Consider the following 21,888-nt stretch of genomic DNA (forward strand, 5'->3'; position numbering starts at 1 on the left):
GACGCGGTGGAGGTTGGCGAAGGACTCGGCGGGTGCCTCCCGGTGTAGATTCACACCGCGAAGATCAATGGGAAAATGGCAAGGTGACTTGCCGGACAGGACTTGATCAGAATCAGAAGCGCTTGATGCGCTTCTCGCGCGAACGGAATAAAAGAGGGTGACGGAACCCTTGTTTGTCATTTCCAAAAACGCGCTTGAGCCGCGTGGGGAGGTTTCTTTCAATGTGTGGAATTGTTGGCTATGTTGGACGTCGGCAAGCGCAGGATGTCCTGTTGTCGGGACTTGAAAAGCTGGAGTATCGTGGGTATGACTCAGCGGGCGTGGCGATTTTTGAAGATGGCGAGGTGCGCGTGGAAAAGTCGGTGGGCCGACTCGCGGTGCTCGGTGACGCGCTTATTGCACACCCTGTACGTGGAAATCAGGGGATCGGTCACACGCGATGGGCGACGCACGGGCGCCCCTCGAACGAGAATGCGCATCCGCACGCGGATTGCTCGCGCGCGTTTGTCGTTGTGCACAATGGAATCATTGAAAACTATCAGTCGCTGCGCGAGCAGTTGATGGAGAGCGGGCATTCATTCGCCTCAGAAACGGACACCGAGATTGTGGCGCATCTCCTGGAAGAAGCGTGGACGGGCGATCTCTTTTCGACCGTGCTCGCGGTGCTTCCAAACTTGCGCGGTGCGTACGCGCTTGCGATCATGGCGAAGGATGAACCAGGGAAGTTAATCGCGGTGCGCAAACAGTCGCCATTGGTCATCGGTCTTGGCGACGGGGAGCAATTCTTGGCGTCGGATATCCCTGCGCTCCTTGAATATACGCGGGACGTGTACATCCTCGAAGACGGGGAGCTTGCCGTTTTAGAGGCGGATCGCGTAGCCTGTTACGATCTCGCGGGGAATCCGGTTGGCAAAGAGATCTTCAACGTGACCTGGGATGCGGTTGCCGCCGAAAAGGGCGGCTATGAGCATTTCATGCTCAAGGAGATTCACGAGCAGCCAAAAGCGGTGCGTGACACGCTCAGCGGGCGGATCGCGGAAGATGGCTCGGCAGTGACGCTTGGCGAGCTTGACTTAAGCGAAGAAGTCGTTCAATCGATTGATCGCATCCACATTGTCGCGTGCGGCACGTCGTACCACGCGGGACTTGTCGGCAAAGTTGCGATTGAAACGCTCGCGCGCATTCCTGTGGACGTTGAAATTGCGTCAGAATATCGCTATCGCAACCCGATTGTAACGGATCGCACGTTGATTCTGGTCATCTCGCAGTCCGGGGAGACGGCCGATACGCTGGCTGCGCTTCGCAATGCGAAGATGGCCGGCAATCGCGTCATGGCGATCACAAACGTGGTCGGCAGTTCAGCGGCGCGGGAGGCAGATCACGTTCTCGTCACGTGGGCTGGGCCTGAGATTTCCGTCGCTTCGACAAAGGCGTACACGACCCAGTTGATCGCTCTCTACCTGTTTGCGACGTATCTCGGGCAGATCAAGGGAACGCTCGCCTCTGATGAGCGTGCAAAACTATTGAACGCCCTGCTGGATCTGCCATTGAAGATTGACGAAGTCTTGAAAACGGCGCCGGCGATCGAGACGATTGCGCGCGATTTCTCTTCGTGGGATGACGCGTTTTTCCTCGGGCGGGGGCTCGATTTTGCAGTCGCCCTCGAAGGCGCGCTCAAGTATAAGGAGATTTCGTATATCCACGCGGAGGCGTATCCGGCGGGCGAGTTGAAACACGGCACGCTGGCGCTGATTACGGAGGACGTCCCGGTCATAGCACTCGTGACGCAGGATGAACTCTACGAGAAAACGGTCAGCAACATTAAGGAAGTGAAGGCGCGCGACGCGCACGTTCTTGCGCTCGCCTGGGTGGGGGACGAAGAGATTGGCAAGAGTGTGGATCGCGTCCTCTATGTGCCGCGCACGCTGCCCTTTTTGGCGCCTGTGCTTCTGGTTGCGCCGCTTCAACTGCTGGCGTATTACGCGTCAGTTGCGCGTGGGAATGACGTCGACAAACCAAGAAATTTGGCCAAGAGCGTCACGGTGGAATAATAAAAAGGCAAGCAGAGAGCGGCTGTTGTAGGTTGTTCTCTGCTTGTCCCGTCTTTGGGATCACCTATCGATAAAATGATCTTTACCATCGTGGCAATCTCCATAACTGGACAACGAAATTGCGAGTGAGGAACGAGTACATCGATGAACCAGTCAATCGTTGCGGGAAACCAAGGTAAACGCTATGTAACGAAAGTTCCAGAAATCACGTTCTATTTCTGGATTGTGAAACTCCTGACAACTGCCATGGGCGAGTCAACGTCTGACTATCTCGTCTACCACATCAATCCTTATGTTGCGGTCATCCTTGGTTTCATCGGCTTTGTGGTTGCACTCATTTTACAGTTTGCGGTGCGCCAATATATAGCGTGGATCTACTGGCTTCTGGTCGTCATGGTTGCGATTTTCGGCACTATGGTTGCCGATGTCACGCATATTGTTCTCGGGGTACCGTATTACGCCTCAACCATCGCTTTTGCCATCCTACTGACCGTGGTGTTTATGACCTGGTATAAGGTAGAGGGCACGTTATCCATCCACAGCATCCATACCCGCCGACGCGAGCTATTTTACTGGTCGGCCGTGTTGGCTACGTTTGCCATGGGGACGGCATCAGGGGATATGACAGCAACGACCTTTCGTTTAAGGTACTTGGCTTCAGGTGTTTTATTTATCGTTTTATTTGCACTTCCTGGACTCGGCTACGCATGGCTTCGTCTTCATCCTATCTTTGCGTTCTGGTTTGCATACGTAATGACCAGGCCGCTTGGGGCATCCATTGCAGATTGGCTTGGAAAGCCAAAAAGCATCACGGGATTAGGTTATGGGGATGGCATTGTTGCGGCAGTATTGACAGTACTCATAGTTATTTTTGTAGGGTATTTGACGGTGAGCAAAAGGGATGTTCAACGGCAATTATCGAGAAGTAGGGAGAGTCAGTTCGGACAGGTGTAGGTCAGATTTGGGTGAAGTGGAGGATTGGAGAAAATGTCTTTTTTTCTTGTCGATCGTTAAAAAATGTCGTATTATTACGTTTTACGTAGTAAGTTGAACGTAATACTGATGGGGGTAGTGCAATGAGACAGAATGATTTAGGGCGATTCTCGGATGCGTCGTTTCTTATTCTTTCAAGTTTGGCGACCGGTCCAAAACACGGTTATGCCATGATGGAGGACATTCGTGCATTTAGTGGCACGCAATTGGAACCAGGAACACTTTACGGTGCGATCACACGCTTAGAAAAACAGGGTTGGATCGAAGCATTGCCTTCTGAGGAAAGAAGGCGACCATACCGTATGACTGACGAGGGTGTGATGGCGCTTCGCAAGCAGGTTGCAACATTAGAACAAGTCGCTTTCGTGGGGAAGAACCGGTTGGCCATGATGGGGGGGAATTAAATGCGCTTTTTGCTAAAACTCTATCCTCAAGCGTGGCGAGAGCGATATGAAGAAGAAATGTTGGCAGTACTGATGGAGCACAAAATCACTCCTGCAACGGTTGTGGATCTCTTGATTGGCGCATTCGATGCCCATTTAAACGATAACGGTTTTGCGAAAGGAGCGAGATTTATGCGCAACCAACTTCGTTCTGGATTGGTTATGACATTCTGTGCGTTCATGGTCTTTGGGGTGGGTTGGGGGGCATTGCAAAGAATCACCGATCCATTGCCTCTGTTTCAAGCTGTAAATAAGCTATATCCTGAGCTAGGTATTTTACACGATACTGTATTTATTGTTGGTTGTTTTGCGTTTTTAGCTTTCTTGATCAGCGGACTTCCGATTTTCTTCATTTCTATCAAGCGAGCTTTTGAGAACAAACTATCTTCGCAAAAAGCCGATCTATTCCAGCAAAATAAGTTCTACTCTGAGTAAAATAAGTTGGTTCCTACAGCACGGGTGGATTCGGGTCAAAAGCCTGAATTAGCCCGTGTTTTTGTGTTGCAGGGACGAGGCGTTTTGGGACAAGGGTAAGGCAAAAACCGAAGGAAATAAGACGCGAAAAAGCCCGATATATCAAGGATTCATGAACCATGCCCGATCAAAAATGAGAAAAAATACATGACCAAATCTGCTCTCCCTACGCCCTTCAAGCCGCTCTTGCCCTGTTCTTCCACGGAAGCACTTCATTTTACGCAAAATCGATGAATCTGGAAAAATTACGGAGAAAAATGGGTGGGGAAAGGCGTGATCTACGGAAGAAATTCATTCGACGGTAGAAATTGGGTGAGAGTGAGAAAAGGGCGGGAAAAGCCTTGTGGGGCGTGGGATTTGGCGGGGTGGAGGCGGGAAGGGTGTAGGGACGAATTTGATTTGACGCTCACACAAACAAAAAAATGTATTGATTTTGTTTTGGGTTGCATTGTCCTGTTTGTTGTTATTTATATTTGAAACCGCTATTCTGGCGAACTGGAACCACATCTCATTCGTCAAGCATCACTTTTATGCATTTTTTCTGAGTTACCTTGGAGTGGTTGTGATTGAACTCGTCACAGGGGCGGTCTCCGTCTCTTTGACACTTGCGAGAACGGAATATCAATTAAGGGAACTGAGGTTCATGCTCATTCCTGAAATCATCCTTTGGTTGAGCATGGTGATATCCGTTATTTGTTCAATCGTGCTCATCAGCTTTATTGCTGTTTTCGCGCCACAACTGTTCAACACGCAGGATGTGGGTAGTCCCATGTTCATCACAGGTCTTATCGGTATGGCGATCGGAACACTCTTTGCTTCGATGGGACTGAAACGCGGAAGGATCATTCGTATCAATTGAGAGCAAGGTTTGTTTTTATGTAAATGATAGAGTTAGAGTAGCTATGGGTGGAAGAGGTTGTCCTTGAATCGTATGGATGAATGGGATAACATTCCATGGAGGGCACATTGATTTACAAATGAAAGGATAATGAAAATGTTACGCGTGAGTTTTGTCAGTATTCCTATATCGGATCAGGATCGCTCTTTAAAATTCTACACCGAAAAACTGGGCTTTGACGTTGTGACAGACCAACCGTTTGGCAATGGAACGCGGTGGATTCAGCTTCGACCACCGGGAGCACAGACCGATGTGGTATTGTTCACACCTCCCGGTCAGGAAGAGCGAATCGGCGGTTTCCAAAGCATGGCATTCACGTGCGAAGATGTCGTGGGGACTTGTAGGATGCTGAAAGAACGCGGTGTGGAATTTGTGAAGGATGCGGAGCGTGCCAATTGGGGAGGCATGGAGGCTATCTTTAAAGACCCTGATGGGAACACGTTTGTTCTGGCAAATCCGAATGAATAGAGGCAGGGGTGGGCACCTGTGGATGGCTGGGGAGAAGAAAGCACTGTATGGGATTTAAATGAAAAACAGATCATCGTTCTTTACCATCAATTGTTGGCTGCATGGAACCACAAAAACGCTCGCGACATGGCCGATCTGTTCGCCGAAGATGGTGAACAGATCGGCTTCGACGGAAGTCTAGCGATTGGGCAAGCGGAGATCTATTCGCATGTAGCGCCGATCTTCGAACATCACGAGACAGCCCGATTTGTGAGTAAAGTCAAACGCATCCGCTTTCTGTCGACAGACATCGCGATCCTTCGGGCTATTGCAGGGATGGTTTCGCCAGGGCAGTCAGACATTAACCCCCAGGTCAATACGCTGCACACATTGGTTGCGGTGCGGATGGAAGATACGTGGCGAATCGCACTGTTTCAGAACACACCTGCACAGTTTCACGGTAGAACCGAGTTGGTTGATCAAATGACTGCTGAGTTACGAACGCTGCTCTCGTGAACGCGTTTTTTAGATTCTATCGAGTAGACCCCCATGGCGCGAGCGCACCAGTTTGTTCGATGCGATCTTTGAATTATAAAAGAGCATTACTGGCTGTGAGCGGTGACAATGTAACGCGATATCACAACGTGCTTGCGAAAACTAATTTGATTAGTTATATTATAAACGCGATTATCCAAATGTCTATTTAAGTTATCGAGAGGAATGAACATGATGCGCATCATTCACGATGAATTCTTATATCAACTTACGTTTCTTCCAAAAATATTTCCGGTGAATTGTTATTTTGTGAGGGAGGATGATGGATTAACGTTACTTGATACTGCACTGCCTTATAGTGCAGAGGGCATTGTCACTGCAGCGAAAACGCTAAATATCCCCATCGTAAGAATCGTTCTTACGCATGCCCACGGTGATCATATCGGAGCGCTTGACACGTTGAAAAAGGAATTGCCGAATGCATCCGTCTCGATCTCGTGTCGAGACGCACGCCTGTTGAGAGGTGATCGGACGCTTGATGCAGATGAACCCAATTCGCCAATTCGAGGGGGACTGCCTAAACCGAACACCATTCAAACGACCCCAGACCATTTGCTAAAGGATGGGGATCGCATCGGTTCATTGCTTGCCATTTCGACACCTGGCCACACACCGGGTTCGATGTCATTCATCGATACCCGCAACCAATCTCTCATTGCAGGGGATGCATTTCAGACGAGGGGTGGATTTGCAGTGGCAGGACAATTCAGGCCATTGTTTCCTTTCCCGGCGATGGCAACGTGGAACAAGGAGGCAGCCATGCACAGCGCTCGTAGAATTCGCGAATTTCGTCCTACACTGCTGGCTGTTGGACACGGGGTAATGGTAAAAAACCCGATAGAATTCATGGATCGAGCGATCGAACGCTAGGAGAGTGAGGATCATTGGCGCAGGGAGTAAGTGTAAATTTGCAGACCATTTTACAGGCTGCGACAGAGATTGTCGATTCACAAGGGCTTAAATCCCTCAGTCTCACCTCGGTTGCTCACATGCTCAGTATTCGTCCTCCTTCCTTATACAATCATATCCATGGCCTGTCCGGGCTGCGAACAGAGATTGCTATCCATGGATGCGATCTCCTGAACTCTGTGATCATGCGGGCGGCGCTTGGAAAATCCGGAGATCGTGCCGTGTACGCCATGGCGGAAGCCTTTTTAAACTTTGCCCGGATTCATCCAGGATTATATGATGCGGTCCAGGAGATTCATGAATATCAAGATCCGAGGTTGCAGCAAGCTGCAGAGAGGATCGTTGATACGGTCGTTCAGGTGATGAGGCACTACGGACTTGACGAAGAGAACTCCATTCACACTGTACGTGGTTTTCGTAGTTTGGTGCACGGGTTTGCCTCGCTGGAGCGTAGTGGGGGATTCAGAATGCCCGTTGATGTGGATCACAGTTTCCGTTTTCTTTTAGACGCATTTTTGACTGGACTTCATGCCATATACAGCGTTTGACAAATGGATAGGGAGCCTTTTACATACTGTAAAATACACATGGACGACCGCTGCTTCTATCGCCATGTGTATTTTCAGATTGCGTAAATATAGAAAGAATCACATACCGCTCATGGTGGCCATGCCCGAATTCGTGTAAACGTCCGTCTTTGCCACGTTTGATACAAGTGTCATACCGTGAAATGCTGTCCCGATATTCATGTTGGTAGGATTCGCGGCGACAGAACTCGGCGCCGTTCCTGATACGACATAGGCGCGAATGCAAGGCATCGCCAAATTTGAAAACAGCGGTTTGACAACATACCAATCTGCGTTGATCACTTCACTGCCGGCAAGGTTCCACCGCACACCAATGATTTGAAAAAGGCCCGCGAGGTTCTTCGAAGCGCCACCCACCTTGGCAACCGTCCCCGTATCCGTTACGACAAGCCCCGGAAAGAAGTGACTCGCGCCCGCCTTGAAGTAAGGGCTGGTCGGTGGAACAAATGCGGAAGTCGCCGGGATTTTCTTGGCGTACGCCGCGGGAATGGTAATCTGGATTTCGACCGTGTAGCCACTCCCCGGTATTTTATCTCCCTGTTGAGGAGAAACCACTTTCACCTGAGCCATTTGCATCCCTTTTGGCGCGGCCATCGCGCGATGGTGTGTCGCGGCCAACGCGGGAAGCGCCGCCGCCATGGAACTCACCACAAACGTCGCTGCCAGTCCAAGCTTTGCGATGTTCTTCATCTGTTCAACCTCCTTAGGATCACCCTCTTTCTAAAGAAACGCGGGCTTTGTACAAACGGTTTTCTCAGCAACACACAGAATGAGATGTGTCACAAATTGTACAAATCAAAGTCGATTCTGAATGCCTCAGGTGACACGGGTTGACGCGTGCAGAATCATCGGTCCCTGCGGCTTTGGGTCATTCATGTGTGGTTCATGCGAGATATTCACTGCGGAAAATGTCATGTTCTCAGGCACACGGGCTGTTAATACACCTATGCCATTTGGCTTGACCTGAAGCAGGCCAGCCTTTCGGTGTGTGTGTCCTTGGACAAGCCAAACCGTGTAACACGTGCCAGGTTGAAGTGGATCAAGTCCGTGCACCCAAACGACCAACTCGCGGGTTCCCTTGTTGTGAATCAGCATCACGACGCCAGTTGTGTGTATATGAGCATTTGCAGGCGCAAAGCTGGCGTAGGTCAGCGGCGTATTTGACACCGCGAGAGATTGCGGTGGGATGTTGCGGTGCGATGTAGAAACACCAAACCAATAGCCGACGAAAAGGAAGGCGATTGCAGCAAGCGCCATTCCGCTTTGCATGAAAGGCGCTCTCTTATCGGCAGAGTGAGAGGAAAAACTTGTCCAGGCGAACCGCTTTACATTTGTGTTGCGCGTTTTAGGTTCAACATCTGCCGCAGGCATTTGAGCGAACGATGGTTCTTCCCATGGGCTGTAAGGCGCGCGCGCCGCGAACGCTTGAGCTAGCGTCCGCATCTTTTGTTCGCTGGACACGTCAGGTGATGCGTCGATCCTATTTCCAGATAATAGGGCATGGGTCGGCATGAGGTGGTGAAGCTCTCGGTTGCATGATTCACAGCTTCTCAGATGCTGTTCAAACGGAAGGCGCTCTTTTTCAGGGAGTTCTCCGAGAAGATAAGCGATGCGCTGATCACACAATGGGAGTTGCGGCATGTTCATCCCTGCACCCCTTCCTTCCATTCGTCCATTCGTGCGCGCAGTGCCAAAAGCGCGCGGTGTAACCGCGTTTTCACTGTCCCGATCGGCAGTGACAGGATGCGTGCGACTTCCGTCAGTGTAAACCCTTCGAAATAGGTTAAACGCACAACCTCGTAATCTTCTTGGCGCAGGTGCGCTAGCGCGTGTGCGAGATCACTGCGCAAATCATAGGCGTCCACTTCCGAAGTGTGGGCTTTCAATGCATCGCGCGACAAGCGGTCGCTGTAGATCGTTTCGGAAGCAGGGAAGTCATTCACGCGCATTCTTCGACGCAATGCATCGATCGTCACGTTTCTGGCAACCGTTGTGATCCAGTGGTAAAAGAGTCCGCGCGTTGGATCGTACGATGTTGTCATCCAAATCTTCGTGAAGACTTCCTGGACAATCTCTTCGGCAAGCGCAGACTCCCGGGTCATCCGCAGTGCAATGCCGCGCACTCTCGGCGCGTACCGATCGTACAAGACGCTGAGCGCGTCCGGATCGCCCGTTTTGATGCGTTGCCACAGCTCTTCATCGGGCATAAACCCAGCTCCTCTTTAATGAGCTCCTGAGAATGGATAGGATTTCAGGGTTATCGCGTTGGATTGTCTATCGTTGTTTGAATTCATAGGATACAATTGCCATAGTATCCTACTGGTGATCGAAAGCAAGTCACGAATCGAAAATGTATGAGGAGGATTGTGATGCGCATCCGTCCGCTGTCTGATGAATATCCAGAGTACTATGGAAGGTATATCCACTTGGTTCCTGATGGAGAGATTGAAGAGACGCTTCGCACGCAACAGACGGAGATGATGCACCTGATAAGACAGGTGGTCGAGGAGACGGCTGAGCACTCCTACGCGGCAGGAAAGTGGACCCTGAAAGAGGTGATCGGGCATCTCGCCGACACGGAGCGGGTGATGTCCTACAGGATGCTCGCCATAGGGCGCGGAGAACGTGCGCCGCTTCCCGTGTTCGATCAGGATGCGTATGTCGCGGCGGCAACGTTCAACGCATTCCCACTCGCTCGGCTGCTTGATGATTTTGAGGCGGTTCGCGTCGCGACGATCAGCCTCGCAACCACACTGGATGAGGCGGCGTGGATCAGGCGCGGCACGGTGGGAGAAAACGTTGTGTCGGCGCGCGCGCTTGCGTATATCATCGCGGGCCATGAGCGCCATCACTTTACTGTGTTGCGGGACAAATACTTGTGAGTTTGTGACCGGATTTTCGCTAAAATTAGGAGGTGCACGAATGCAAGTGATTCCAGCGGCAGTGGGGCAGTCGGACGGACTTCTCGTGTTTTGGGATGACCAACCAGAACTCGGTCTGCTCTTTCCGCGGTCTGCAGAAGTGGTCGCAGACGTGCGCTTTGGTGCGGGACGGTTAGATTCCAACGATTGTTTGATTCTCTACTTGTTCATCGGGGAGCAAACGGTGGAATTGTATCTGCCGGAAATGCTCCCGACGCGCTTTGACCAGACGGCAGCCGTTTGGGTCCTGCTTTGCGCGTGGGATCCTCAGGCGTTAAAAATCCGCTACGGTGAAACGCCGGGTGACCGCTCGAAAGAGTCGATGCTGCTCTTACCTAAGCTTGAGGGAGAGCGGTTGCTTGATCGCTTGCGCCAGTTTGTCGCGCAGTCAAAAGGCCAGGCGGAGTCTGACGTGTCAGGTGACGCCGCGCCAGAGTGGATCGACCGTTTGCAGGAATTGCTAAGTGAAATTGAACATCGTCGTTAGACGCGCGGGGGATGATCGGGATGCATTTGGAGAGTCACGAAGTATTCTGTGCGGTCGTCGAGTATGGAAGCGTAACCAAAGCGGCGATTGCGCTGCATATGACGCAATCGACCGCCAGTCGCCATCTCCAGGCACTCGAAGATGAGTATGGCGGGCTGCTATGTGAACGGAGCGCGCTGGGTCTTACGCTGACGCCATTGGGGCGTGCGCTCTATCCTTATTCGTGTGACCTCGTAAACTGTCACGCCCGCTCCAAGGAGGAACTCTTGCGGTTGCGCCAGGAAGGTGGAGATATCGCGGTGGGCGCAACGCAGTCGATTGGCGAATATCTCTTGCCAAGGATTCTTGGCAGGGTGCGAAAGCAGCATCCGCACGCGAACATCCGCATGCGCATCTCAAACACCGCAGGGATTCTCGAGGATCTTCAACGCCATCGCATCGACATCGCACTCGTGGAAGGTGTGGTTCATCAGCCGGGGGATCTCCAAGTGACCCGCTGGCGAACCGATGAGTTGGTGCTGGTCTGTGGACACGATCATCCGTTTGCCACGCTTGACGCGATTGTCCTGCAAGATCTTATCGGTCAGCCGCTTTTGATGCGGGAAGAGGGGTCGGGTACGCGTGAAGTAACAGAGGTTGCTCTGGAAAACGTGGGACTCTTGTCCTCGCTTTCAGTCGCGATGGAACTCGGGAGCATTCAGGCGATCAAGTCGGCCATTGAAGCCGGATTGGGGATTGCCTTTCTTTCCAAATTAACGATTGAAGAAGAGTGTGCGAGTCGGCGGCTAAGGGTTCTTCCCATTCGCGACTTTCGTGTCACTCGGCATCTTTCAATTGTGGAGCGGCCTGAGCGGTACGCCAAGTGGATCGTCAAATCCTTTCTTCATTTCCTCCAGAGTGCGACAGCCTGAATACCCTCATGCAATCTTTGCATTACCCCGACGTCTCCCTTCGATGATACGCTGAACAAAGATTCAGCGCATGATTGAAAGGGGGCGCGCACGTGTTGGATGAGCGTGAAGTGACCCTGCCGAAGGAGCTTCCGATTCGGTGGGGGAAAGTGATCAATCAAGATACGTGCATTGGGTGTCACGCGTGTTCTGTGGCGTGCAAGATGGAGCATGATGTACCGCTTAGTGTCAATCGCACCTATGTCAAACAAGTGGAAGTCGGCGTTTACCCGGAGGTCAGCCGACAGTTTCAAATCACCCGCTGCAATCAATGCGAGGACGCACCGTGTGTCCCCATCTGTCCCGTGACGGCGATGTTTAAGCGTTCGGATGGCATCGTCGATTTTGATCGCGACGTCTGCATCGGTTGCAAAGCGTGCATGGCGGCGTGTCCCTATGACGCGATTTATATAAACCCAGAAGTGCACAGCGCAGAAAAGTGCAATTTTTGCGCGCACCGGATTGATCAAGGCATGGAGCCCGCCTGTGTCGTCGTTTGTCCCGTGGAGTCGATTGTCGTCGGAAACTTGAACGATCCTGAAAGCGAAGTGGTGCAACTGATCGCGCGCGGCAAGGCGGACGTTCGCAAGCCGGAGAAAGGCACTCAACCCAAGGTGTTTTATGTCGGAGCCAGTGACTATACGCTCAACCCCTCGAAATCATCCTACGAAGGATCGCACCTCTATTCGCAAGAAAAAGAAGGATACCCGGTGCACGCGCGAAAATCGCAGAAGGCAAAGCATAGTGTCGCCGCGGCCCGCCTCGCTTACGACGTTCCTCACAGCGCGCCGTGGCACTGGGAAGTTTCGCTCTATACGTGGACCAAATCGATCGCGGCAGGCGTCTTTCTCATGTTCGCCATCCTCACCTTTGCCGGTCAATCTTTACGTTCATCCTGGGGACTCGCGTCTTCGTTGACCGGTCTCGTATTCTTAGGGATCACCGGTGTACTTTTGATCGCGGACCTTGAGCATCCCATGCGATTCATCCGCATTTTTACGCGCCCGCAGTGGAAGTCCTGGCTGGTGCGCGGTTCGTTTATCATCGCCTTGTACGGGCTTGTCCTGCTGGCACAGCTGGTTGCCAGTTTGCTTGGTCACACGGGGCTGAACCTCGCGCTCTCGATTCCAGGCGCCTTGCTTGGCGCACTGACTGCGATGTACACCGCCTTTTTGTTTGCGCAGGCAAAGGGGCGCGACCTGTGGCAGAATCCCGCGTTGCCGCTTCATCTTCTCTCTCAGGCCATTCTCGCAGGCGCCGCATGCTTCTCGATCGGCGGTCTATGGCTCCCGCTGTCCCATGCGGCGCTGCAGATTGTTCATCTCACGCTGCTCGTTGCGATCGCGTTTCACACGGTTCTGATCTTGAGTGAGATGGTGATCCCGCACACCATCGCGAGCGCGAAAGACGCAGCGCATCAGATGATCTACGGTGCGTACAGAGGATTCTTCTGGACGGGATTGATCGGTGGCGCACTGCTTCCGCTCGTGCTGAGTCTTTTCGTGAGTTCGTGGGTCGCACTCGTCGCGGCGTCTGCACTGGCGCTCCTTGGACTGCTCGCCTACGAACACGCCTACGTGCAGGCGGGTCAGTCCATTCCGCTGAGCTGACGCGCAATGAGGAGCGCCGGATGAGCCAGACATTTTGTTCATCCGGATTTTGATGGAGGGGATCGAAATGAGCATTCAGGAGAAACACGCGCAGCTCACGAAAGGGTTTGGGCATCTCCGCTCGCATCCAGAGCCTGCCCACTGGGACGATTGGTCGGAGCTTGACGCAAAAGCATGGCCGAAGCGCGAGACGCACCACTATGAATTGATTCCCACCGTCTGTTTTAACTGTGAAGCTGCCTGCGGATTGCTCGCCTACATTGACAAGGAGACGGGGGAAGTCAAGAAACTGGAGGGTCATCCACTCCATCCGGCGAGCCGCGGCCGCAACTGCGCCAAAGGTCCCGCGACGGTCAGCCAGATGACCAATCCGGAGCGCATTCTCTATCCGCAAAAACGGGTAGGGGAGCGTGGCGATGGCAAGTGGGTGCGCGTGACGTGGGATGAGGCGCTCGACGATCTTGCGGGCCGCATTCGCGCGAGCCTGACGGAGGGGCGCAAAGACGAGATCGTGTACCACGTCGGGCGTCCGGGGGAGGATGAGTATACGGAACGGGTGCTCAAGGCGTGGGGGATCGACGGGTTGTCGAGCCACACTAACGTCTGCTCTTCCGGCGGGCGCACAGGGTACGCCTTTTGGATGGGGATGGACCGTCCGTCGCCGGATTATGCCAACGCCCGGTTCATCCTGATGATGAGCGCGCACCTCGAGTCTGGTCACTACTTCAATCCGAACGCGCAACGGATCATCGAGGCGCAGCAAAAGGGAACGAAGATTGCGGTGATCGACACGCGGCTTTCAAACACGGCATCGAAAGCGGACTACTGGGTTTCGCCGTGGCCCGGGACCGAGGCGGCGCTGCTTCTGGCAATGGCCAATGGATTGTTGCAGAGTGACCGCTTCAATCGCGAGTTTGTGGAGCAGTGGGTCAACTGGCGAGAATTTCTCGCGGATCGGCAGTATCTCAATGACTTGAAGATGCGCGGATTTCTGACGGAGATCCCGTCGACGCAAACGTTTGCCGATTTTGTCACCGTATTGAAAAATCTGTACCGTCACTACACGCCAGAGTGGGCGGCGGAAGAAGCGGGCGTATCTGCGGCGATGATTCGCCAGATTACGGATGAAATCGCGCGCGCGGGAACGGCCTTCTCCAGCAACATCTGGCGCAATGCCGCGGCGGGCCATCGCGGCGGCTGGATGATCACGCGCTGTTTGATGTTTCTGAATGTGTTGATGGGAGCGGTGGGGGAGCCTGGCAGCATGATCCCCAACGCATGGGTCAAGTTCGTGCCTGCGCGCAACTCGGCGCCGGCGCCCATTCGCGAGTGGAATGAAAACCACTGGCCGCGCGAGTTTCCGCTCTCGTATTTCGAGATGAGCTTTTGTTTGCCGCACATTTTAAAGAAGCGAGACAAACGTCTTGAGGTGTATTTCACGCGCGTCATGAATCCGGTGTGGACATTTCCCGACGGGTTCTCGTGGATCGAAATGTTTAAGGAAAAGGATCGCGTCGGCTGTCACGTGACACTTTCGCCGGTGTGGTCGGAGACCTCCCAGTTCTCGGACTATGTGTTGCCGATGGGACTTGGGACGGAGCGGCACGATCTGCACAGTTACGAGACGCACGCGTCGCAGTGGATTGGTTTTCGGCAACCGGTCGCGCGCGTGTCAAAAGAGCGCAAAGGGGAGCGCGTCGCAGACACGCGGGATACAAACCCTGGCGAGGTGTGGGAAGAAAACGAGTTTTGGATTGAACTGTCGTGGCGCATTGACCCAGACGGGAGTCTTGGCATCCGCCAACACTTTGAGTCGCCATACCGCCCTGGGGAAAAGATCACGGTGCTTGAGTATTATCAGTGGATCTTTGAGAATTCAGTTCCCGGACTCCCCGCGGCGGCCGCGGCGGAAGGGATGACACCGCTTCAATACATGCAGCGCTACGCTGCATTTGAAATCACTAGCGATGTGTACGCGGTGCACAAAAAGCCGGTGGATGAAAAAGTACTCGAACACGCGGTGCTGGTGCCTGAACCTTCGTCTGATCGAATACTTGTTGATCAAGAGCCTGGCGTATGGGTTGATCAGTTGCCGCGCTCGGCCAATCACGCACCCTTACCGGGGCCGTTCAAGAATGCCCATGGGAAGCTGCGGGCGGGCGTCATGGTGAATGGCCGGGCTGTCAAAGGGTTCCCGACGCCATCCGGGAAGCTGGAGTTTTTCTCGACGACGTTGCGCGACTGGGGATGGCCTGAATACGCGATTCCGATCTATCCGCGCAATGAGCGGGAGCGCGAATCGATGGTGCACATCGTGAGTCAGGTTCACCATAAAACGATCGATCCGTCACAAGGTGAGTACATGTTGTTGCCGACGTTCCGGTTGCCAATGCTCATTCACTCGCGAACGAACGGGGCGAAGTGGCTGCATGAGATCGCGCATACGAATCCGGTGTGGATCAACCCGAAAGATGCAAAAAGACTCGGCGTGACCACAGGGGATGAACTCAAGATCTCGACGGAGATCGGGTCGCTCGTCGACAAGGTCTGGGTGACGGAGGGGATTAAACCGGGGGTGATTGCCTGTTCGCATCATCTCGGCCGCTGGCGATTACACGAAGAGACCGGGAGTGATCGGTGGAACTCGTCGCTCGTGAAAATGGAGCAGGGGTCTGCTGGGACGTGGCAGATCAAGCAGATTCACGGTCCACAACCGTTTGCGAGTTCAGACCCCGACTCGGAGCGAATTTGGTGGACAGACGGCGGGGTGCATCAGAATATCATTTTCCCTGTGCAGCCCGACCCGATCAGCGGCATGATGTGCTGGCATCAGCGTATTCGCGTCGAAAAAGTGGCGAACGGGACGCGCTATGGGGAGATCGAAGTGGATACTGAGAAAGCGTATCAGGTGTTTGAGAAGTGGCTGACCCTTACACGCCCGGCGCCGGGGCCGGGAGGACTTTACCGCCCGTACTGGATGTTGCGGGTACTGAAGCCTCACCCCGACGCGTACATCGTGCCACAAGAGCAAAAGGGAATGCGCGACGTGAACGAAGCTTGAAAATACGATCACACAGGTTGTCACTGCCTGTGTGATTCGTTTTTGTGTGGCGACACGTTAGGAGCCGATGGCGATCATGCGGTCGATGGGCGTTTTCGCGCGCGCGCGGATTTCGCTTGGCACCTCAATCACGTGGTTCATCTCCTGGAGTGCTTCAAGCACATTGTGGAGCGTGATTTTTTTCATGAAGGGACAAACCGCGTGTGGATTGGCCGCGATGAACTTCTTGCCAGGATTGGCTTTTTCCATCTGATGAAGGATCCCGGTTTCTGTCGCTACGATAAACGTGTTCGCTGAGGAAGCTTTTGCATAGTTGAGCATGCCGCCCGTTGAGAGAAGGTGCGTCTTGTCCTGCGGCAGGAGACCGTCAGCCAGCATGTACATGCTCGACGTTGAGCAGCCACACTCCGGGTGAATCAGCAGATCGGCGTCTGGGTATTCTCTTGCCACGCTGTTCACGTCGGTCGGCGTGATGCCTGCGTGTACGTGGCACTCGCCCATCCAGATGTGCATATTTTCGCGACCGGTGACGCGCTGAACATAGGAGCCGAGGAACATGTCGGGCAAAAAGAGGATCTCTTGATCTACTGGAATGGAGTGTACGACTTGCACCGCGTTTGAAGACGTGCAGCAATAGTCACTCTCTGCCTTGACTCCCGCTGATGTGTTCACATAAGAGACGACGACAGCTCCCGGATGCTCCGCTTTCCACGCTTTGAGTTGTTCGACGTTGATGGAGTCTGCCAGTGAGCAACCGGCCTCGAGATCAGGGAGGAGAACCGTCTTTTCCGGGTTTAAGATCGCTGCCGTTTCCGCCATAAAATGGACACCACAAAAGACGATCACGTCGGCGTCCGTTTTTGCGGCGGCGCGTGCGAGCGCGAGGGAGTCTCCGAGAACGTCGGCGATGTCTTGGATCTCTGGGAGTTCGTAATTGTGGGCGAGAATGACGGCGTTTCGCTTTTCTTTCCACAGGCGGATTTCTTGCTGGAGCACGGTGTCATGACGGAGTGCGGACATGGCGAATCCTCCCTTTCCCGGGATGTGCAGGCTGCTTCCATAAAAGGTCTTTTGTTCTGTATATACAGATGAACATACTATGATGAATAGATGACGTCAAGGGTTGCTTGATTGCTGTAGGAACTGAAGAGATGATGAAAGCGGTCTCGTTGATTTTGGCTGATTTAATTGTACAATCACGTGTATATACATGTACGAATCATAGAAGGGAAGATGGATCGTGATCCTGGAATCGACACGCGAGCTCATTCGCTTGGCGCTCTCGGAGGACATTGGGCGCGGAGATTGTACGACGGAGGCGATCATTGATCGAAATCTCCAGGCTACGGCAACGGTGTATGTCAAACAGGCAGCAACACTCGCAGGACTCCCGCTCATTCAAGATGTGTTTGCGGCGCTTGATGCGCGCGTTACGGTTGTGCCTCTCGCAGAGGATGGACAAACCATCGCTGGAAAGACGGCTGTGTGCGGCTTGGAAGGTCCGGCGCGTTCGATTCTTACCGGTGAGCGCACGGCACTTAATTTTCTCGGGCGTCTCACAGGGATCGCGACACTTACGCGCCAAGCGGTCGCGCAATTGGAAGGAACGCGCGCAAAGCTGCTTGACACGCGAAAGACGACGCCAGGTTGGCGGATTCTTGAGAAGTACGCGGTGCGTATGGGCGGCGGGCATAATCACCGCTTTGGGCTCGATGATATGGTGCTGATTAAAGATAATCACATCGCGCTGTGCGGGGGTGTCGCCCTGGCGGTCTCCCTTGCGCGCGCCCGTATTGGTTTGTCGCAAAAGATCGAAGTCGAAGTCGACACGATGGAACAACTCGTCGAAGCGTTAGAAACGAGCGCGGATATGATCCTTCTTGACAACATGAATCAAGACCAGTTGCGCCAGGCTGTCCAGTGGTCGAAAGGTCGTGTTCCGCTTGAGGCTTCTGGCAATCTTACACTACAAACGATCGCAAGCGTTGCCGCAACGGGCGTGGACTACCTTTCGATGGGAGCACTCACACATTCTGCGACAAGTGTCGACGTAGGGCTTGATATTGTCTTTTCTTGAGTGAGGCGATGCTGGAGTGAAAACTGTCGTTGCGGATTTTGTGATTATTGGCAGTGGCCTTGCCGGAAGTGTCGCAGCGTATGCGCTGAGTAAGTTTGGGGACGTGTTGTTGCTCTCAAAAGAGCCTTCCACAAAGAGCAACTCGTTTGCCGCGCAAGGGGGTATCGCCGCGGCGGTTGGACTTGATGATGCTCCGGAGCTTCATCAACTCGATACGCTGTTGGCCGGTGGGGATCTCTGCGATCCAAAGGTTGTCTCGCAGGTGACAGCGCGCGCACCGGAGATCGTGCGCTGGCTCGCAGAACTCGGCGTGCCGTTCGATTGCACTCCGTCGGGTGTGTGGAAGTTAGGACTAGAAGGCGCGCATTCGCGCAAAAGAATTCTTCACGCGGGGGGCGACGCGACAGGACGGCGCATCATGGAGACCATGCGTAAAGCGGTTGAGGCCATTCCGAACGTTGTTCGGATACCGCGTGTCCGCATTCTCTCGCTCCTGGAGAATTCGAACGCTGAAGTGATGGGCGCGCGCGGATGGGTTTTGAATGACGGGAAGGAGCCTCACCGCTTTTTTGCGCGTCGGGCTACGATCCTTGCAACCGGAGGCGCTGGTCAGTTGTTTTTGCGCACCACCAATCCCACCGGCACGACAGGAGACGGGATCGCGCTTGGATATCGCGCGGGCGCGCGGCTGCGCAATCTGGAATTTGTCCAGTTTCATCCGACGGCGCTTGACGTAGACGGCGCGCGCGGTTTTCTCATTTCTGAGGCGGTGCGCGGAGCGGGGGGCGTAATCGTCGATGAGAATCAGCGCAGGATCATGGCGGATTATCCGCGGCTTGATCTTGAACCGCGCGATGTGGTGTCACGCGTCATCTACACGGAGATGGAAAAGGGGAAAACGATTTACTTAGACGGCCGCTCGATTCAGGACTTTTCATTGAAATTCCCGACAATCGATCAGGTTTGCCGCACGCTTGGCTTTGATCCTGCTGTGGATTTGTTGCCCGTCTCACCTGCGGCGCATTTTATGATGGGCGGAATTCACACAGACCTTTCTGGACAGACGTCCGTTCCCGGTCTCTATGCAACGGGGGAAGTGGCGTGTACGGGTTTGCATGGCGCGAATCGACTTGCGAGCAATTCTCTTTTAGAATGTGCAGTGATGGGACATGCGCTCGCAGAGTCGCTGCATCGCGCAGGGGATGAGCGCAGTTTGTTTCATGATGAAGCGTGCGCGGCGGTGCGCGATGGAGAAGAGGCGGATCTTGCGGAAGATGTGCTGATCGATGTGCAAGAGATCCTCTGGAAAACGGCGGGTATGGTGCGTGAACAAAAAACGATGGAGCAGGGACTTCACGCACTGCGCGCATTGGCAGAAGAGCACGGCATGTCTTTCGCAGTAGAGACAGCCACGCTGATCTTGCAGTCGGCGCTCTCCCGAAAAGAGAGCCGGGGCGCGCATTATCGCAGCGATTATCCGCGCGTCGATGGAATGTTAAACGGAGTGGACACAGAGATTTCGCAAAACAGGATCGACCGTGTAAGGAGCTTTTGAAATGTTCGGGGTAGAACGGAATCCGTATTTTATGTTTCATTTCAGCGATCCACGCGGTCAGATCCGGCCGCGCGTTTTTACGGATCCGAAAACGGTGTTGATCGCTCACTCGCTCGCAGAGGTGCGACAGGCGCTTGAGCAGGTTGACTCTTGGGTCAAAAAGGGATATTACGCGGCTGGGTATTTGTCGTATGAGGCGGCGCCAGCGTTTGACCCGGCGTATGACGTGACGGAAGACTCGAAAATTCCGCTCCTCTTTTTTGCCATTTTTGAGCGTGAAACGAACGCTTTGTGTCATGCTGATTCCGCGCGATATGAATGCTCGCCTTGGCGAGCCGACACTTTGCCTGAAGTCTATGACGCGCATCTGGCAAGGATTAAACACGCGATCGCGCAGGGAGATACCTACCAAGTTAACTACACCATGAGGTTGCGGGCGCAATTTGCCGGAGACGATCTCGCCTATTATCACGCTTTGCGCGAGGCGCAGCAGGCGAATTACTGTGCCTATCTGAATATCGGACGGTTTCGCATCCTCTCGGCGTCTCCCGAACTGTTTTTCAGATTGGAGGGAAAGCGCGTCATCACACGCCCGATGAAAGGGACGGTCCGACGCGGACGATGGCTGCAAGAAGATGAACAATTGGCCGCGTGGCTCCATGCGTCTGAGAAAAACCGCGTCGAGAATGTGATGATTGTCGATTTGCTGCGAAACGATCTGTCAAAGATTCCGGGGGCTTGCGAAGTTTCTGTCCCATCGCTCTTTGCGCTGGAACGTTATCCGACGGTTCATCAGATGACTTCAACCGTTTCTACGAAAATTGGCGAACATGCGACGTTTGTCGATGTGCTCGCCGCGCTGTTTCCGTGTGGTTCGATCACAGGCGCGCCAAAGATCAGCACGATGCGCTTGATCGCAGAGCTCGAAAGTCAGCCGCGCGAGATTTATTGCGGCGCGATTGGCTTGATTGAGCCGGGGGGAGATGCGACGTTTAATGTGGCCATCCGAACACTTTTGCTCGATCGTGAAACAGGTGAAGCGCTGTATGGTGTCGGGGGCGGTATCACGTGGAATTCAGAGCCGCGGGATGAGTATGCAGAGGCGTTAACCAAGGCAGCGCTTCTCGATGTGCATTCGGGCGCGTTTGAGTTGCTGGAAACGATGCGCCTGGAGTGCGGTGCGTATATGCTGCTTGAGCGGCATCTTAAAAGGTTGTCTGAGTCTGCGAAGTATTTTGGGATGGCCGTTGACCTTCTGGAGGTGCGCCGACGTTTAGCCGAGCACGCATTGCTTCACGGTGATGAGCGGCGCAGGGTTCGCCTCTTGGTTTCAAAGGATGGGGATCAACGCATCGAGAGCACCCCTTTCCAAGCGTTTCAAAATGGGCCGTTGCAAGTGGCGGTGGCGAAGGTGCCGATCTTGTCTTCTCTGCGGTTTCTCTACCACAAGACGACGCAGCGCACGGTTTATGAAACGCAGCAAAAGGATAACCCTGGCTGCTTTGATGTGCTCTTGTGGAATGAACGCGGGGAGCTTACGGAGTTTACCAATGGGAATCTCGTTTTGGAAATGGATGGGCGTCTCGTCACGCCAGCGCGTGACAGTGGACTGCTTGCGGGCACGTTTCGCGGGCTTCTTCTTGACGCAGGGATTCTTGAAGAAAAGGTCTTGACGATTGCAGACGTTCGCCGTGCGTCGCAGGTGTGGTTGATCAATTCCGTACGCGGGTGGGTGTTGGTCCACGTTGAATAGCATCGCGATCATCGTGTATGCGCATACGCGTGTTTTTTTATGTTTGACACATGGGGTAGGGGGGTATAGTATGTACTGAGGTGGTGATGAAATGCACGGGTACCAAAAGGATGCAGA

The 21,888-nt window shown here is 53.6% G+C and carries 21 protein-coding genes; 17 read left to right on the plus strand and 4 right to left on the minus strand.

Going from position 1 to position 21,888, the window contains the following annotated elements:
• Window positions 1–221: 221 nt before the first annotated feature.
• The 9 genes from glmS to AYW79_RS03630 all read left to right on the plus strand — a co-directional run bounded on the left by glmS (window position 222) and on the right by AYW79_RS03630 (window position 7,318).
• Window positions 222–2,051: a glutamine--fructose-6-phosphate transaminase (isomerizing) gene (gene glmS / locus AYW79_RS03590; protein WP_067561690.1), complete on the plus strand. Its 1,830-nt coding sequence runs from the start codon at window positions 222–224 to the stop codon at window positions 2,049–2,051.
• Between the two features lie 144 nt (window positions 2,052–2,195).
• Window positions 2,196–3,005, plus strand: coding sequence for a COG4705 family protein (locus AYW79_RS03595; protein ID WP_067561693.1), 810 nt, complete (start codon window positions 2,196–2,198; stop codon window positions 3,003–3,005).
• A 122-nt stretch (window positions 3,006–3,127) separates the two neighbouring features.
• On the plus strand, window positions 3,128–3,448 hold the full coding sequence (locus tag AYW79_RS03600) for a PadR family transcriptional regulator (RefSeq protein WP_067561696.1): 321 nt from the start codon (window positions 3,128–3,130) through the stop codon (window positions 3,446–3,448).
• Window positions 3,449–3,922: a hypothetical protein gene (locus AYW79_RS03605; protein WP_067561698.1), complete on the plus strand. Its 474-nt coding sequence runs from the start codon at window positions 3,449–3,451 to the stop codon at window positions 3,920–3,922.
• Between the two features lie 595 nt (window positions 3,923–4,517).
• On the plus strand, window positions 4,518–4,820 hold the full coding sequence (locus AYW79_RS03610; RefSeq protein WP_156493883.1) for a hypothetical protein: 303 nt from the start codon (window positions 4,518–4,520) through the stop codon (window positions 4,818–4,820).
• Window positions 4,821–4,955: 135 nt separating this feature from the next.
• Entirely contained in the window at window positions 4,956–5,327 is a 372-nt protein-coding gene (locus AYW79_RS03615) for a VOC family protein (protein WP_067561704.1), read from the plus strand.
• A gap of 18 nt (window positions 5,328–5,345) precedes the next feature.
• Window positions 5,346–5,822, plus strand: coding sequence for an SgcJ/EcaC family oxidoreductase (locus AYW79_RS03620; protein WP_067561708.1), 477 nt, complete (start codon window positions 5,346–5,348; stop codon window positions 5,820–5,822).
• 213 nt (window positions 5,823–6,035) lie between these two features.
• The gene (locus tag AYW79_RS03625) at window positions 6,036–6,731 is read left to right on the plus strand and encodes an MBL fold metallo-hydrolase (RefSeq protein WP_067561711.1); all 696 of its coding nucleotides are present in this window, start codon (window positions 6,036–6,038) and stop codon (window positions 6,729–6,731) included.
• A gap of 14 nt (window positions 6,732–6,745) precedes the next feature.
• Window positions 6,746–7,318: a TetR/AcrR family transcriptional regulator gene (locus tag AYW79_RS03630; RefSeq protein ID WP_067561713.1), complete on the plus strand. Its 573-nt coding sequence runs from the start codon at window positions 6,746–6,748 to the stop codon at window positions 7,316–7,318.
• Window positions 7,319–7,417: 99 nt separating this feature from the next.
• Here AYW79_RS03630 and AYW79_RS03635 read toward each other — a convergent pair whose 3' ends face one another.
• The 3 genes from AYW79_RS03635 to AYW79_RS03645 all read right to left on the minus strand — a co-directional run bounded on the left by AYW79_RS03635 (window position 7,418) and on the right by AYW79_RS03645 (window position 9,564).
• Complete coding sequence (locus AYW79_RS03635) at window positions 7,418–8,047, minus strand: hypothetical protein (RefSeq protein WP_067561715.1); 630 nt, start codon at window positions 8,045–8,047, stop codon at window positions 7,418–7,420.
• Window positions 8,048–8,173: 126 nt separating this feature from the next.
• Window positions 8,174–9,004, minus strand: a complete 831-nt coding sequence (locus tag AYW79_RS03640) for an anti-sigma factor (RefSeq protein WP_067561718.1) — start codon at window positions 9,002–9,004, stop codon at window positions 8,174–8,176.
• Window positions 9,001–9,564 carry an RNA polymerase sigma factor gene (locus tag AYW79_RS03645; RefSeq protein ID WP_067561720.1) on the minus strand — a complete coding sequence of 188 codons (564 nt, stop codon included), beginning with the start codon at window positions 9,562–9,564 and terminating at the stop codon, window positions 9,001–9,003. Before AYW79_RS03645 ends, AYW79_RS03640 begins: the two co-directional genes overlap by 4 nt.
• 162 nt (window positions 9,565–9,726) lie before the next feature.
• Here AYW79_RS03645 and AYW79_RS03650 point away from each other — a divergent pair, with 162 nt between their 5' ends.
• From AYW79_RS03650 to AYW79_RS03670, 5 genes are all read left to right on the plus strand, one after another.
• Window positions 9,727–10,239: a DinB family protein gene (locus tag AYW79_RS03650; protein WP_067561723.1), complete on the plus strand. Its 513-nt coding sequence runs from the start codon at window positions 9,727–9,729 to the stop codon at window positions 10,237–10,239.
• 40 nt (window positions 10,240–10,279) lie between these two features.
• Window positions 10,280–10,765 carry a hypothetical protein gene (locus AYW79_RS03655; protein ID WP_067561726.1) on the plus strand — a complete coding sequence of 162 codons (486 nt, stop codon included), beginning with the start codon at window positions 10,280–10,282 and terminating at the stop codon, window positions 10,763–10,765.
• A 20-nt stretch (window positions 10,766–10,785) separates the two neighbouring features.
• Window positions 10,786–11,676 (plus strand): LysR family transcriptional regulator, encoded by an 891-nt coding sequence (locus tag AYW79_RS03660; RefSeq protein WP_067561729.1) that lies wholly within the window; start codon window positions 10,786–10,788, stop codon window positions 11,674–11,676.
• A gap of 92 nt (window positions 11,677–11,768) precedes the next feature.
• A complete protein-coding gene (locus tag AYW79_RS03665; RefSeq protein WP_067953317.1) occupies window positions 11,769–13,325 on the plus strand; it encodes a 4Fe-4S dicluster domain-containing protein in 1,557 nt (518 codons plus the stop codon).
• A 67-nt stretch (window positions 13,326–13,392) separates the two neighbouring features.
• The gene (locus tag AYW79_RS03670) at window positions 13,393–16,386 is read left to right on the plus strand and encodes a molybdopterin-dependent oxidoreductase (RefSeq protein WP_067561782.1); all 2,994 of its coding nucleotides are present in this window, start codon (window positions 13,393–13,395) and stop codon (window positions 16,384–16,386) included.
• Window positions 16,387–16,443: 57 nt separating this feature from the next.
• Here the strand turns inward: AYW79_RS03670 and nadA are convergent, their stop codons facing one another.
• Window positions 16,444–17,406 carry a quinolinate synthase NadA gene (gene nadA / locus AYW79_RS03675; RefSeq protein WP_067561732.1) on the minus strand — a complete coding sequence of 321 codons (963 nt, stop codon included), beginning with the start codon at window positions 17,404–17,406 and terminating at the stop codon, window positions 16,444–16,446.
• Window positions 17,407–17,626: 220 nt separating this feature from the next.
• Between nadA and nadC the strand changes: the two genes are divergently transcribed.
• From nadC to pabB, 3 genes are read left to right on the plus strand one after another with little or no spacing between them, the layout of a single operon-like run.
• Complete coding sequence (nadC, locus tag AYW79_RS03680; RefSeq protein ID WP_231877896.1) at window positions 17,627–18,463, plus strand: carboxylating nicotinate-nucleotide diphosphorylase; 837 nt, start codon at window positions 17,627–17,629, stop codon at window positions 18,461–18,463.
• A 16-nt stretch (window positions 18,464–18,479) separates the two neighbouring features.
• The gene (gene nadB, locus AYW79_RS03685; protein ID WP_067561737.1) at window positions 18,480–20,018 is read left to right on the plus strand and encodes an L-aspartate oxidase; all 1,539 of its coding nucleotides are present in this window, start codon (window positions 18,480–18,482) and stop codon (window positions 20,016–20,018) included.
• Window position 20,019: 1 nt separating this feature from the next.
• Window positions 20,020–21,771 carry an aminodeoxychorismate synthase component I gene (gene pabB / locus AYW79_RS03690; protein ID WP_067561740.1) on the plus strand — a complete coding sequence of 584 codons (1,752 nt, stop codon included), beginning with the start codon at window positions 20,020–20,022 and terminating at the stop codon, window positions 21,769–21,771.
• Window positions 21,772–21,888 lie beyond the last annotated feature (117 nt).

The sequence above is a fragment of the Ferroacidibacillus organovorans genome (assembly GCF_001642725.1).
GTDB classification, from domain to species: domain Bacteria; phylum Bacillota; class Bacilli; order Alicyclobacillales; family SLC66; genus Ferroacidibacillus; species Ferroacidibacillus organovorans.

What these genes read in the sequence shown, in the direction of transcription:
- glmS (WP_067561690.1), top strand. Translation starts at nt 222, where the DNA reads ATGTGTGGAATTGTTGGCTATGTTGGACGTCGGCAAGCGCAGGATGTC.
- AYW79_RS03595 (WP_067561693.1), top strand. Translation starts at nt 2,196, where the DNA reads ATGAACCAGTCAATCGTTGCGGGAAACCAAGGTAAACGCTATGTAACG.
- AYW79_RS03600 (WP_067561696.1), top strand. Translation starts at nt 3,128, where the DNA reads ATGAGACAGAATGATTTAGGGCGATTCTCGGATGCGTCGTTTCTTATT.
- AYW79_RS03605 (WP_067561698.1), top strand. Translation starts at nt 3,449, where the DNA reads ATGCGCTTTTTGCTAAAACTCTATCCTCAAGCGTGGCGAGAGCGATAT.
- AYW79_RS03615 (WP_067561704.1), top strand. Translation starts at nt 4,956, where the DNA reads ATGTTACGCGTGAGTTTTGTCAGTATTCCTATATCGGATCAGGATCGC.
- AYW79_RS03625 (WP_067561711.1), top strand. Translation starts at nt 6,036, where the DNA reads ATGCGCATCATTCACGATGAATTCTTATATCAACTTACGTTTCTTCCA.
- AYW79_RS03635 (WP_067561715.1), bottom strand. Translation starts at nt 8,047, where the DNA reads ATGAAGAACATCGCAAAGCTTGGACTGGCAGCGACGTTTGTGGTGAGT.
- AYW79_RS03640 (WP_067561718.1), bottom strand. Translation starts at nt 9,004, where the DNA reads ATGAACATGCCGCAACTCCCATTGTGTGATCAGCGCATCGCTTATCTT.
- AYW79_RS03645 (WP_067561720.1), bottom strand. Translation starts at nt 9,564, where the DNA reads ATGCCCGATGAAGAGCTGTGGCAACGCATCAAAACGGGCGATCCGGAC.
- AYW79_RS03650 (WP_067561723.1), top strand. Translation starts at nt 9,727, where the DNA reads ATGCGCATCCGTCCGCTGTCTGATGAATATCCAGAGTACTATGGAAGG.
- AYW79_RS03655 (WP_067561726.1), top strand. Translation starts at nt 10,280, where the DNA reads ATGCAAGTGATTCCAGCGGCAGTGGGGCAGTCGGACGGACTTCTCGTG.
- AYW79_RS03660 (WP_067561729.1), top strand. Translation starts at nt 10,786, where the DNA reads ATGCATTTGGAGAGTCACGAAGTATTCTGTGCGGTCGTCGAGTATGGA.
- AYW79_RS03670 (WP_067561782.1), top strand. Translation starts at nt 13,393, where the DNA reads ATGAGCATTCAGGAGAAACACGCGCAGCTCACGAAAGGGTTTGGGCAT.
- nadA (WP_067561732.1), bottom strand. Translation starts at nt 17,406, where the DNA reads ATGTCCGCACTCCGTCATGACACCGTGCTCCAGCAAGAAATCCGCCTG.
- pabB (WP_067561740.1), top strand. Translation starts at nt 20,020, where the DNA reads ATGTTCGGGGTAGAACGGAATCCGTATTTTATGTTTCATTTCAGCGAT.